Annotated in this window: 12 protein-coding genes, 1 other RNA gene and 1 pseudogene; 1 reads left to right on the top strand and 13 read right to left on the bottom strand. The window is 30.9% G+C overall.

Going from position 1 to position 13578, the window contains the following annotated elements:
• The 9 genes and pseudogenes from RWQ74_RS05755 to RWQ74_RS05715 all read right to left on the bottom strand — a co-directional run.
• Nucleotides 1–778: pseudogene (locus tag RWQ74_RS05755) on the bottom strand (endonuclease MutS2); the annotation flags it as partial.
• 162 nt (nucleotides 779–940) lie between these two features.
• The gene (locus RWQ74_RS05750; RefSeq protein ID WP_004264291.1) at nucleotides 941–1474 is read right to left on the bottom strand and encodes a CvpA family protein; all 534 of its coding nucleotides are present in this window, start codon (nucleotides 1472–1474) and stop codon (nucleotides 941–943) included.
• Nucleotides 1475–1610: 136 nt separating this feature from the next.
• Entirely contained in the window at nucleotides 1611–3260 is a 1650-nt protein-coding gene (locus tag RWQ74_RS05745; protein WP_314397320.1) for a DAK2 domain-containing protein, read from the bottom strand.
• Between the two features lie 11 nt (nucleotides 3261–3271).
• Nucleotides 3272–3631, bottom strand: a complete 360-nt coding sequence (locus tag RWQ74_RS05740) for an Asp23/Gls24 family envelope stress response protein (RefSeq protein ID WP_003144659.1) — start codon at nucleotides 3629–3631, stop codon at nucleotides 3272–3274.
• 129 nt (nucleotides 3632–3760) lie between these two features.
• Nucleotides 3761–4693 (bottom strand): ketopantoate reductase family protein, encoded by a 933-nt coding sequence (locus RWQ74_RS05735; RefSeq protein WP_314397319.1) that lies wholly within the window; start codon nucleotides 4691–4693, stop codon nucleotides 3761–3763.
• A 126-nt stretch (nucleotides 4694–4819) separates the two neighbouring features.
• Nucleotides 4820–5866 (bottom strand): PTS sugar transporter subunit IIC, encoded by a 1047-nt coding sequence (locus RWQ74_RS05730; RefSeq protein WP_314397318.1) that lies wholly within the window; start codon nucleotides 5864–5866, stop codon nucleotides 4820–4822.
• Between the two features lie 207 nt (nucleotides 5867–6073).
• Nucleotides 6074–6787, bottom strand: coding sequence for a 16S rRNA (guanine(527)-N(7))-methyltransferase RsmG (rsmG, locus tag RWQ74_RS05725; RefSeq protein ID WP_314091159.1), 714 nt, complete (start codon nucleotides 6785–6787; stop codon nucleotides 6074–6076).
• Complete coding sequence (gene mnmG, locus RWQ74_RS05720; RefSeq protein ID WP_314397317.1) at nucleotides 6780–8663, bottom strand: tRNA uridine-5-carboxymethylaminomethyl(34) synthesis enzyme MnmG; 1884 nt, start codon at nucleotides 8661–8663, stop codon at nucleotides 6780–6782. The genes rsmG and mnmG overlap by 8 nt, the downstream gene beginning before the upstream one ends.
• 188 nt (nucleotides 8664–8851) lie before the next feature.
• Nucleotides 8852–10252, bottom strand: coding sequence for a cation:dicarboxylate symporter family transporter (locus tag RWQ74_RS05715; RefSeq protein ID WP_314397316.1), 1401 nt, complete (start codon nucleotides 10250–10252; stop codon nucleotides 8852–8854).
• Between the two features lie 286 nt (nucleotides 10253–10538).
• On the opposite strand from RWQ74_RS05715, the gene RWQ74_RS05710 reads away from it, so the two are divergent.
• On the top strand, nucleotides 10539–10985 hold the full coding sequence (locus RWQ74_RS05710) for a flavodoxin (RefSeq protein ID WP_314397315.1): 447 nt from the start codon (nucleotides 10539–10541) through the stop codon (nucleotides 10983–10985).
• 189 nt (nucleotides 10986–11174) lie between these two features.
• Here RWQ74_RS05710 and RWQ74_RS05705 read toward each other — a convergent pair whose 3' ends face one another.
• The 4 genes from RWQ74_RS05705 to rpoZ form a co-directional block, all read right to left on the bottom strand.
• Nucleotides 11175–11678, bottom strand: coding sequence for an Rrf2 family transcriptional regulator (locus RWQ74_RS05705; RefSeq protein ID WP_314397314.1), 504 nt, complete (start codon nucleotides 11676–11678; stop codon nucleotides 11175–11177).
• A 78-nt stretch (nucleotides 11679–11756) separates the two neighbouring features.
• A complete protein-coding gene (locus RWQ74_RS05700; protein WP_314397313.1) occupies nucleotides 11757–12884 on the bottom strand; it encodes a class I SAM-dependent RNA methyltransferase in 1128 nt (375 codons plus the stop codon).
• A gap of 55 nt (nucleotides 12885–12939) precedes the next feature.
• An RNA gene (gene rnpB / locus RWQ74_RS05695) (RNase P RNA component class B) lies at nucleotides 12940–13317 on the bottom strand.
• A 54-nt stretch (nucleotides 13318–13371) separates the two neighbouring features.
• Entirely contained in the window at nucleotides 13372–13569 is a 198-nt protein-coding gene (gene rpoZ / locus RWQ74_RS05690; protein WP_004264469.1) for a DNA-directed RNA polymerase subunit omega, read from the bottom strand.
• Between the last annotated feature and the right edge of the window lie 9 nt (nucleotides 13570–13578).

Below are 13578 nucleotides of genomic sequence, written 5' to 3'. Positions count from 1 at the left end.
CCTTAATGACTTCAGAAGCCTCTTTTAAAATTCTAAGTATTTCTTCTCTTTCTTTGCGTTTCAGTATACCAATTTCATTATTAATCTCTACGTTTTCTTTTGGTTCAACATAAAAAGTATTACCCGAAGCACTCTCGTCATGGATAATTCCACCAAAATCATTTTTATATTCTGGTTTTACTAAAATAACGTCACGGTCATTTCTCTTCGTAACAATTGCTTCCGTTAATTTTTTAACATTTGAACGTAAGATATTTTTTAAAATTTGATCACTTTTATTTTTTAACTTAGAAATATTTACTTTAATATTTTTCAGTTCTAACGAAGCGTCTGGTCTTATATAACCATCCTCATCTATTATCCTATCTAGATATCTTTCAAGATCACTAAAATCATCTAGTTTAACTACATATTTTGTTATACTTGGATATGAAGAGTGTTCTTGTAATTTAATATTCTCAAATCTTCTAGAAAATCTATCATAAGTTATAATATTTCTTAATATATGGAAGAGTTCCTTTTCTGAAAGGACACTATCAATTTTAGCTTTCTTAACACTAGCATTATAATCAAATATTTTTAATTTGAATTCATTTGGATATTTTCTTAGTAAGTCATATCCTTCTTCGTTTTCTTTATGAACTTCTACTAACTTCTCATAATTTGTTATATATTCTAAATTTTTTATTTTTTCATAAGATAACTCTGAAAAACAATATTTCTCTATATCTTTTAAAACTAGGTCTAAATTAAGTTTCTTTTGAGTAATTTTATTCAATCTAATCTCACTCCTTCTATCTATATTTTCATGCTTTATCTTTTTATAACACAAACTATTATACACTAAATACAAGCATTAAACAATTTCTTTCGATTAAAATCATAATCTGGTTTAAGTTTACAAAAAATCGAAGTACTTTACGTACTCCGATTCTTTCAATTATTTATTAAAGAATAAACTAATAAACTGTTTAGATAACACCGGTGTGTTTTGTATTATATAGTCTGGTAACACTGAATCTTTGAATATCGCTATCTTCCAGTCTGGTGTAGGCAATACTGTTACTAGATATAATACTACGAAAACTATTAAATAGATTTCTACAAATCCTAAAATAGCCCCTAAATATCTATCCGTTATTTTTATTAATGGTAATTTTCTAACAACTCCTAATGTTTGTGCTAGTATTTGTATTATTAATCGAATTACAATAAACAATACAATAAATGACACTATTCGGTAATATGCAGTTGGAATATTTAATCCTTTATATATTCCTTCTAAACCATCTGTAACATCAGTTGGAATTGGTATCATACTTGTAAATAAATATGCTAATCTTGAACTGAATAACATTGATACTACATAACCTATTACAATTGTTCCTAGATAAAAAATTTGCATTATTAACCCACGTTTGTATCCTAAGTACGCACCTGCAGCTAATAATAATGCAATAATTATATCAACCATGTTTTCTCCTTTCCAATCATAATCTATTTTACTTTAATGCCTTATGATTAGTATATTGATATTTTACTCTATCAACTTTAAAGTAGCATTAATCTATTTTAGACTAATGCTACTTTTTTAATTTAACATTTAATTATTATTCAACCCCAATAATATATGGATATACTGGTTGTCCTGATTCAATAAGTTCTACTTCTACATCAGGATATTTCTCTTCGATTAATTGCTCTAAGAAATCAGTATATTCTTCGGTACTTTCTTCACCAAGGTAAAGTGTAACAATTTCAGAATCTTCATCAAGTGATTTTTCTAATAATTCTTCTAATACTGTATTAAGTGATAGATTAGAAACTACAATTTTACCATTTCTAATTCCCATGAATTCATCTTTCTTAATTTCAACACCTTCAATATTAGTATCACGAACAGCATGGGTAACTTCTAAAGTACTTACTGTAGATAAAACTTCTTGCATATTTGCAAAGTTTTCTTCAGCAGATGCTTGTGGATTATATACCATTACCGCAGCAAGCCCTTGAGGTGCTGTTTTACTTTCAACAACAAAAACATTTTCTTCTGCTAACTCTGCAGCTTGTTTTGCTGCAAGTTGGATATTCTTGTTATTAGGGAAAATAAAGATATTTTTAGCGTTAACTTCTTTTATAGCTTTCATAATATCTTCAGTAGATGGATTCATCGTTTGTCCACCTTCTACGATATAATCTACTCCCATTGAAGTTAAAACTTTACTTAATCCAGCTCCCATAGAAATAGAAATCATCGCTTGTTCTTTAAGTTCTTTTGGAGCAGTTGCTTGTTTTGCCTCTTGTTTTCTAAGAACTTCACGGTGTTGTTCTCTCATATTATCAGATTTAATTTTGATAAGTTCTCCGTATTGTTGCCCATAGTTGAACACATCCCCTGGAGTTTCTGTGTGAACATGAATTTTTACAAACTCACTATCAGAAATAACTAATAATGAATCTCCAAATTTACTCATATCTTCACGGAATTTATCTTCATTAAATTCTTTTTTCTCTTTATCAAGACGTACAGTGAATTCTGTACAGAATCCGTATACTATATCTTCAGGATTCATGAAGTCCATATCATGATCATCTTCGAATTGCATGTCAACAACATTAGTTTCTACCGCTTCTAAACCTTCGATTTTTTCACCTTTTAGTGCAGCAACAAATCCTTGATATACACAAACAAGACCTTGACCTCCTGAATCTACTACACCAACTTCTTTTAAGATTGGTAATAATTCAGGTGTTCTTTTTAGTGATGCTTGCGCCTCAGCATATATAGCTTCCATTACTTCCACTACAGAAGTAGTATTTTCAGCTGCTTTCATCCCTGCTTCTGCAGCTTCTCGTGCAACTGTTAGGATTGTTCCTTCTACAGGTTTAATTATCGCTTTATATGCAATACTTACACCATTTTGAATAGCTTCAGCAAATTCTTTTGCATTAACTTCCTTTTTATCAGCTATGTGTTGAGACATCCCTCTAAATAGTTGAGAAAGGATAACACCAGAGTTTCCACGTGCACCCATTAATAAACCTTTAGAAAAAGATTTACCTAATTCACCGATGTTTTCAACAACATTTGCAGCTGTTTCTTTTGCACCTGATGACATCGAAAGATTCATATTTGTTCCTGTATCACCATCTGGTACAGGGAAAACGTTCAATGCGTTTATTTTTTCTGCATTTTTAGCTAAATTTTTCGATCCTAAGTCGATCATTTCAGCTAAAACAAGTCCGTTAATTTTCTCCACTATCTTTCCTCCTATTTATTTACCTTGATGCCTTGAATGTAAATGTTAATTTCATCTACTTTAACACCTAGTGTTTTTTCTATTTGATATTTAACTGAAGATTGAACATTGTTAGCTATTTCTGAAATTTTTGTTCCATACATAACAATTATATATAAATCAATAACAAGTTTATCTTCATCTTTTTTTACTTTAATTCCTTTTGCGTAATTTTCTTTACGTAAAATTTCTGTAATTCCATCTTTAACTTGATTTTTACTAGCCATTCCTATAATTCCGTAGCAACTTACAGCTGCTCCACCAGCTACTGATGCAATAACATCATCACTTATAGAAACATGACCAAATTCATTATTAATTTCTAATGACATATCTTTTCCTCCTATTCAAAATAGACAAATTGAACATACGAACTATTATACCTTTTTTGACAGAAAAATACAAGTAAAACATTGATATTTCTCTACTTAGAGCCTTTTAGCATCCCTTTTATAATACTATTATTTATTATTATTGATGAACTCCTTAGAGTGAATCATTAATGTAATAACATCACAAACAGGTGTTGGAATATTATGTATTTTCCCTAATCTTGATACTTCTCCATTTAAATAATCAATTTCTGTTAAACGTCCATTTTTCATATCCTGATATAATGATGGATAATGAGCTCCAGCAGTTTCAAGTGGAAAACAGTTTTTTATATTATTTTCTATAATTTCCTGCTTTACATCTATCCCTTCTGCTCTACCAACTGCTGTTACCTCATTCAAAACTGCTCTCGTCAATTCTAAATTCTTATCATAACTTCCATACTGATTAATATTACAATCAATCAATGTACAATAAGTATTTAATACACAGTTTAATCCTGCTTTATGCCAGATTGATTGATAGGTATCGGCTGAATACTTAATATTTAATCCAGCATCGTTAAATCTTTCCACTAAAGCTAGTGTTCTTTCTAGATTAACTTCTTTAACCTGTTTTAATTCTATTTTCCCTGTTCCATGAGCTTCCAATATTCCTGGTCCACCAAGACCACTAGTCCAAACCGTAACACCAATTAAAATATTTTCTTCTTTCACATAATCCTTTAGTGTTTCAACATGCCCAAGACCATTTAATATACAAATTATTTTAGTATCTTCGTGTAAAAGATGTTTCACACTTTCTAACATCGGCCTTAACTGCATTGATTTAGTAGCTACAAATATAATATCAAACTTCCCTGAAATCTGCTCTGGTCTATAAATAGGAATATAGTAGTTTCCTAAATCAACATCATCAATAATAACCTTCAATCCTTTATTTTTTATATTTTCAACATGTTCTTCCCAAGTATCAACGAAGGTCACATCCTCTTTATTTTTAAACAACATATAGCCAAATCTTGAACCTAGCGCTCCTGCTCCTGCAAATAAAATTTTCATAATCATTCTCCTTAATATATTTTCTACTATCAATTTTATAATTACAAAATTACTTTGTCAACGTTATCTCTATATTTTTAAAATAAAAAAGATACTCGAAATAAATTCGAATATCTTTTAATGTAATTATAAGTTTTCTGGTTTATATGCTTCAGGTTTATATAATTTTAATACATCTGAAAAAAGTCTATCAGCTAAGAATGCAACTACAAACGGAATTACAAAGAATGCTAATAAAATCGGAAGTAAGTTTCCACCATTCATTGCATATGATTTTGTAGGTCCGATTAATCCGATAATTCCAAATCCTGCACTTTCATGTGTTCCAAGAATTTTTAGGAAGTATCCAGATAAACCTGTAACTGCTGCTGTTGTTAAGATAGTAAGGAATAATTGTGGCTTACGTGCACAGTTTGGCATCATAAGTTTAATTGCTCCTAATAGGATAGCAACACTTGCCCCTTTACTGTTAGCTCTGTAAGTACCAATTGCCAGTACTGCAGCTGCAGAAACTAATCCTAATGTTGCTGCTCCCGCACCAACATAGTTCTCATTCGTGAATAAAATTAATCCCATCGCTACTGTAGATACAGGTGTTACGATTAAGAATGAGAATGCCATTGTTATTAAGATACACATTAATACTGGTTGTAATGTTGTGAATTCAAAAATTAATGACGCTAATAGTTTTGTTAAACTCTTTGTATAAGGTAATGTTACTAATCCTAATGCTGCTACTAATCCTCCAGTTATCGGTAAGAAAATGATTGTAACAGCTCCAAATTTATCTTTAACATAACTTATCGCTAATGCTCCAATTGCCGCTATTAAAATTACGTTAAATAAATCTCCCATCGGAACTCCAGTCCACGCTTTTGCTTGAGCATTAAAAGTTAATGATCCACTTGCTGCTAAGACCGTAGCACCTAATACTGATGACTCTAAAGGTTTAAATTTTAAACTTTGCCCTACAATTACACCAACTAAAACTGGTACAGAAAATTGTAATAAATACATCGCTTGTGAAAGTGTAGTGAATACATTCGGTGCAAATAGAGTTCCTAAGTACTTAAACAATGTACTTAAAACAGCATTTGGGATTAATCCTGCAACGACTCCTAAGGCAGTTCCGTTTAAAATAATATTAAGAAAATCCTTTACTCTTTTTGACATATATATCCTCCTTTTTCTTGTTTGTTTTTAATATAATAAATATAATAATATAAAATCAAACAAAAGTAAAGAATTTTTTGAAAATTTCTTTCTTTTTTCTTTTTTTATTCTATTAAAGTATATACAAAAGGAGAATTTGCAGATATAACTACAAAATTCTCCTTTTATATATTCTATACTTTTATATATTCTATACTTTTATATATTCTATAGTAATGGTTTTTTATTCGGTGTACCAGCTTTCCTTGGATATTTATTAGGTGTTTCTTTGGCTTTACGAATTTCTAGTATATGTCTTTCTTCACCTTCAATATCAAATTCAAGATCTTGCTCTAATTTTCCACCTAAAAGTTTTATAGCATTTATTGCTTCTTTAGTCTCTTCTTCAGCTTTTTGAGCTTTTAAACTTAAGAAGTAACCATCTTTCTTAACTAATGGTAAACAAAGCTCAGCTAATACATTTAATCTTGCTACAGCTCTAGCAGTTACTATTTCAAAACTTTCCCTGTATTCTTTATTTTGTCCAAATTCTTCCGCTCTTGCATGAACAAAATTACAATCAGTAAGCCCAAGTTCATCTTTAACTAGATTTAAAAACTTAATACGTTTATTTAAAGAATCAACAATAGTAACTTTTAAATTTGGGTATAATATTTTCAATGGAATAGACGGAAATCCTGCTCCACTTCCCACATCACAAATACTTTCAATACTTGAATAATCTTTATAAAATGCTAATGAAATTGAATCAAAGAAATGTTTTGTATAGAACTCATCTTCTTCAGTAATAGCTGTAAGATTTATTTTTTGGTTCCATTCTACAACTAAATCATAGTATTTACTATACTGCTCTTTCTGAAGTTCTGATAATTCTATACCTACCTTTTCTTTCACAGCATTATAGAACTGCTCTTTATTCATTATTCATACCTCTTCTTTGTTCTAAGTATACTAATAGAATAGAAATATCCGCTGGATTAACTCCTGATATACGAGATGCTTGTCCAATCGTTAATGGTAAAACTTTTTTTAGTTTTTCCCTTGCTTCTAAAGCTAAACTTGGTACATCATCATAATTCAGATCTGTAGGTATTTTCATCTCATTCATTTTTTTTAGTTTTTCAACTTGTTGAATAGATTTTTTAATATACCCCTCATATTTAACCTCGATTTCAACTTGTTCTACTACGTCTTTAGGTAATACTGTTTCGTCATTTGCTAAATAAAGTACATTTGCATGAGATAATTCGGGACGTCTTAGCATATCAATAGCTAAAATTCCATCACGAATTTCTGCACTATTTAACTCTCCTAATTTTTCTAAAGTTGCAGCTGTTGGAGTTATTCTAAAAGTCTTAAGTCTTTCTATTTCATCAGCTACCATACTACGTTTTTCGCAGAATTTATTGTATCTATCTTCAGTTACTAAGCCATAGTTATAAGCTTTTTCCGTTAAACGCATATCTGCATTATCATGACGTAGAAGTAATCTATGTTCTGCTCTTGATGTTAGAAGTCTATATGGTTCGTTTGTTCCTTTTGTTACTAAGTCGTCAATAAGCACTCCAATATATGCTTCATCTCGACCAAGTATCATCGGCTCTTCACCTAGGACTTTACATGCCGCATTTATTCCCGCCATAATTCCTTGACCTGCAGCTTCTTCATAACCACTTGTACCATTAATCTGACCAGCTGTAAATAATCCGTCGATTAATTTTGTTTCTAATGTTGGCCAAAGTGTTGTTGGATTTACAGCATCATACTCAATTGCATAACCATTACGCATAATCACTGCATTCTCAAGTCCCGCAATACTACGTACCATGTCACGTTGTACATCATCAGGTAATGACGTTGATAATCCTTGCACATAGATTTCTTTCGTATTTCTTCCCTCTGGTTCTAAGAAAAGTTGATGTCTTTCCTTATCATTAAAACGAACATATTTATCTTCAATACTTGGACAATATCTTGGTCCTGTTCCTTTAATAACTCCAGAGTACATTGCTGAACGCCCTAAGTTTTTATCAATAATTTCATGTGTACTTGTATTAGTATAAGTTAACCAACAAGGAACCTGATCTTTCACAAATTCTGTAGTTTCATAACTGAATGCATGCTCTTCATCATCACCTGGCTGAATTGCTGTTTTTGAAAAATCTACACTATCAGCATTAACCCTTGGTGGTGTTCCAGTTTTAAATCTAACTAAATCAAAACCTAATTCTTCTAATTGCTTTGCAAGATCTATAGATGGCATCTGATGGTTAGGTCCTGAAGAATATTTAATATCTCCAATTACAATTTCACCACGCAAGTAAGTACCCGTTGTGATAATTATTGTCTTAGCTTTATATGCTGTACCTAGCATAGTTCTTAGACCAACCACTTTATTATCTTCAATTATAAGTTCACGTACCATCGCTTGCTCAATATCTAAGTTTGGAGTATCTTCTAAGATTCTCTTCATCTCTAGTTGGTATTCTACCTTATCAGATTGCATTCTTAATGCACGAACTGCTGGACCTTTTGCAGTATTTAACATTTTACTTTGAATATTAGTTTTATCTGCTACACGTCCCATAAGTCCACCAAGTGCATCTACTTCACGAACAACAATACCTTTTGCCGGTCCTCCTACACTTGGGTTACATGGCATAAAACCAATAGTATCTAGGTTAATTGTAATCATTAAAGTTTTAACACCTTTTCTACTAGCGGCGTGTGCTGCCTCAATTCCGGCATGTCCTCCTCCAATTACAATAACATCATATTCTTTTAAAAATTCAGTCATAGTACCTCCATATATTTTAACGTAATTGCAAAATAATGCTTTGACCAAAATTTTGATATATTACTAAATTTTTACCTTTATTATATTATCATATTGCGAACAAAAAAACTAATGATATACATATATAACAAACTAAATATATAATAAAGTAAAAAACCGCAGTACTTTTCATACTGCGATTAATTCATCTATTCTTTTACTTTATCAAACTTATTAAATTTTTCTTTACTAAATAATCCTAAATGCTTATCCACCATGATTGAGTTTGTCATACCACCGCTAACATTTAAGCAAGTACGTCCCATATCTAAGATTGGATCTACTGCTAAGATTGGGTTAATTTGATTAAATAATGCACCGAAACCTACTCCATTTACTGAAACTGAAGCGGCAGTAATTGCTGTTCCCGGAACACCTGCAATACCCACAGAACCTAATGTTACAACAATTACAGTCATAATAAATAATGTTGCATCTATTGCAATTCCATTTGCATTAGCTAAGAACACAACTAACATTGTCGGATAAATCCCGGCACATCCTTGCATTCCTGCTGTAGATGAGAATGAAGCAACAAAGTTAGCTGTTGATTGGTTAACACCCATTTCTTTAGTTAATGTACTAATAGTTAGAGGTAAAGTACCCGCACTTGAACGTGATGTAAATGCTAAAACTAAAGGTTTACTTGCTTTTTTGAAATATGTAACTGGTGAAACACCATGTAAAACTAAGAATAATCCTTGAATAATGAATTGAATTACTACGGCTACATATAGTAAAGCGATAAATAGTAATACATCTTTAATTGATTTTAATCCTCTTTGCGCGATTGTATTAGCTAATAATGGAATTACTGCATAAGGTAGTAATCTAATTACTAGGACTGTCATACGAGAAACTATAGCATGTAGGTTGGCGATATAATCAATAAAAGTCTTAACTTTGTTTTCATCTTTATTTTGAATATATCTTGCTGCTAAACCTATAAACATTGCAAAGATAACTATTCCAATAACATTAAAATCAACCATTGCTTTGATTGGATTCGAAGGAATTAATTCGCGAATAATTGTTACAACATTCTTCACTTCTTTAATTTTACTTTCTCCGTTTCCTAATACAATAGAACTACTTCCAAGCTTAAATACTGAAGATACTACAAATCCAACGATTGAACTAATCGCTACCATCCCTAATGTAATAATCAGTGTTAAACGTGTTAGTTTTTTAACATCAGTATTTGCATTAATATTAACAATAACATTAATTATTGACACAAGTACTAATGGAATTATCAACATCTTAATTAAATCGATGAAACCATTACCGAATAGTGAATACCAAGTAGTAATCTCAGCAACATATTTAATTTTCATTGGTTCATCACTGAATCCTGAATATGCTTGAATAGCAATTCCTAAAAGTAAACCAATTGCTGTTGATAATAAAGTACGTTTTGAAGAACTAACTCTTTTTTGTGCTAGGTAATACATAAAGTAAAATAATCCAAAAAGCACTAATAAAAATAATAAAGTCTCTTTTGTAGAAATCATAATAAATTTCTCAAAAAATGTAAATTTGTTTTCCATTTTCTATCCTCCAAATGAGTATACTACTCATCTTCTATTTATATTTTGTAAAATTTTAATATTAAATTTCACTCATACTACAGATAGAATGGAAAAGAATTGAACCTTTTTCCATACTGTACCTCCAAAATGAAAATTATAATAAAATTAAACTACAATTTTCATAAATTTTCAATAGTTTTGCTCAAAATAAATATTATAAAATGTTTTTGTTTACTTAACTTTTCTTATACGTTATAATAAGGAATAGTTATCATTTATATATACATAGAACGGAGGGATTTTTTTGAATATTAAATTAGTTTATGCGAGTTTAACAGGTAATACTGAAATGTTATCTGATTTAATGATTGAAAAATTCGAAGAAGAAAAAGGATTAGAAATAGAAAAATTATTTATCGAAGATATGGAAGATTTTGATTTTCTTGATGATGCGGATGCATTTATCGTAGCTACATACACATATGGTGAAGGAGAGCTACCGGAGGAAATGGAAGAATTTTTCGAAGCGATTGCTGACAAGAACTATGAAGGAAAAATCTATGGAGTTATCGGTACTGGTGACACAATTTATGATGAATATTGCGCTTGTGTAGATCAATTCGACGAGCAAATTGCTAAAACTGGTGCAACTAACCCTACAGAAAACCTTAAAATTGAAATTGAAGCAGATACAGACGAAGACTTTGAAAATATAGATAAATTTATCGAAGCATTCTCATCGGCTTTATAATAAAAAATGGGAGTGACTCGACAAAATCATGATTTCGTAGAAATCGATTTTGTCGAGTCACTCCCGCAAAGTTCATTAGATATCTAAAAAGCTTTTATAAAGCAAATTTAGATATCAATAAACCACTTCGCCTATGAGTTCTCATAAGAACTTTGTTAAATTTTAGGTCTTTTGGATCAGCCCCATTTTTTATCCTTTAAAGAAGACATTTACCCTTTCAAATTCATCTTCCCAATTATTCCAATCTAGTCTTATTTTAGCATTTTCTTCTAAAATATCCTCAACTAAGTTTTCTATTGTAATATCCTCTAAAGAAGACTTTATAGCTTTATTGACTGTATTTACTTTTTTTAGATATTTGCCATAACGTTTGTCTACTGCTAGAGCTCCCTCGAAAATTTTTGAAACATAATCTGTTTTTAGTGCAAAAATTTCTACTTCATCATTAAGCGCCACATATATATCGTATAAAGTAACTTTCTTATTAGATTTATACTTATATCCCCCACCAATACCTGTATTAGCTTTTACTAAATCATTGACAACCAATTTTCTCATAATTTTTTTCAGATATGTTGGAGAAATATTTAAACGCTGGCTAATTTCCTTAGAATTCAAGAAAACATGCCTATCTTGAAGGTATAACATAACCATTATACAGATTGCCTGTTCCGTACTTTTTGTTAAATGCATAAACTCAACCTCTTTTCTTTTTATATATAACTCTACTTACATCCTTATTTTATGATATATTTTTATAATTGTCAAATGTTATCTTATTTTTTCTCCCCAGTATTGATAATAGGTACATTCAATGGAACCGTTAAATAGCTTTCTTCGTTTTGTCGCCTTTTTCCCGTATAAATGTTCAAACATTTTATGAGAAGTTAATAAGTAAAGTGACCAATGTTTTTTACTTTTAAGCTCAGTTCCTAAAAATTTATACATAGCTTCTACTTCTTTTTTCTCACCTAAACGTTCTCCGTACGGTGGATTCGCAATTACGCAACCAGTTTCCTTTTTCGCTACGAAATCAAAAACTGACATCTGTTTAAACTTAATAACTCCTGCTAATCCGATTTCTTCAGCATTATTTTCAGCAGTTGCTATCATCTTAGGATCAATATCAGAACCATATAATTCTAATTCTTTATCATAATCAATAAGATCTTCAGCCTTATTTCTTTCTTCATCTACAAGACTTTTCGGCATCCACGGCCATTTTTCAAAGTCAAAGTTTCTATTAATTCCAGGTGCCATATTCTGTGCCGCCATAGCTGCTTCAATTAATAATGTTCCCGATCCACAGAATAAATCGTATAATGGTGTTTCACCTTTCCAGTTTGTAAGTTTAACCATTGCTGCTGCTAATGTTTCTTTTAATGGTGCTGTCCCTTGTTTAGCACGGTATCCACGCTTATGCAGTCCATCTCCAGAAGTATCTAATAGAATAGTTGCAATATCATTTAACATAATAATTTCTAATCTATATCTAGCTCCTGTCTCTGTTAACCAACCTGTTATCCCATAACTTTTCTTCATTTTCTCAACAATTGCTTTTTTAACAATTGACTGACAGTCAGAAACACTGAATAATGTAGATTTATGACTTCGTCCATCTACAGGGAATTTGGCATCTACTGGAAGATATTTATCCCATTCTATTTCTTTAGTTTTTTCAAAAAGTTCTTCAAAAGTATACGCAGGAAATTGTGCAACTACGATTTTAACCCTATCTGCACATCTTAACCATAGATTCGAACGTACTATTGCTCTCTTATCTCCTGAATAATATACTCTCCCATTTTCTACTTTTGTTTCATAACCTAACTCTTGTACTTCTTTAGCCACTATCGCTTCAATTCCCATAGGGGTTGTTGCTACTAAATTAAAATTCATTTCTTCCTCCTTAAAAAAAGGGGCTCCTAAGAGCCCCTAGAACTAGTTGTTTTCTTATCATAAGCCATATTCTGTATCTATCTTACTCAAACGAGACTAGTCTACTCTCGTAAAAATAGCTGTGATCATCTGTCTAAATATATACATATTTCCTATTCCTACATTCATTTCTGCGGAATAAGTGCTTCTACCAAAATTTGAATTGCTCACTCAAGGGGTTTACCGCGTTCCACTTCTTATATTTCTATAAGAACTCCGTCACTGTGGCACTTTCAAGATATATAACCATATAGAAAACTACTTAGGTCATATTTTCTGCCGTCACCATAAGGTGCCTAAACTTATTTTTTCGTTTAGCGTTGAACACTACAAGCATCTCAGCCTGTGTGAGTATGGACTTTCCTCAGCATCTCTGCCGCGATCACTCAAAGAAAAACACTTATATTACTTTACACTAAAAATACTATTTTGTAAACAATAATTTAAACTATTTTTCTAATACGGAAATTTTACCTTCAGCAATCTCCTCTAATGCTTTACCAACTTCTTTATGAGAAGTGTATTTGTCTAGTTTACTTGTTTCTGGATTTGCAAATAATTCTCTTGCTCTTTTACTAGCTAATGATACTAGCATATATTTTGAATTTACTTTTGATTTTAATACATCTAATTTTGGATATAACATTTTTTTCTC

The organism is uncultured Gemella sp. (genome assembly GCF_963525165.1).
Taxonomy (GTDB): Bacteria; Bacillota; Bacilli; order Staphylococcales; family Gemellaceae; genus Gemella.
This window is presented reverse-complemented; position numbering and strand designations above follow the sequence as displayed.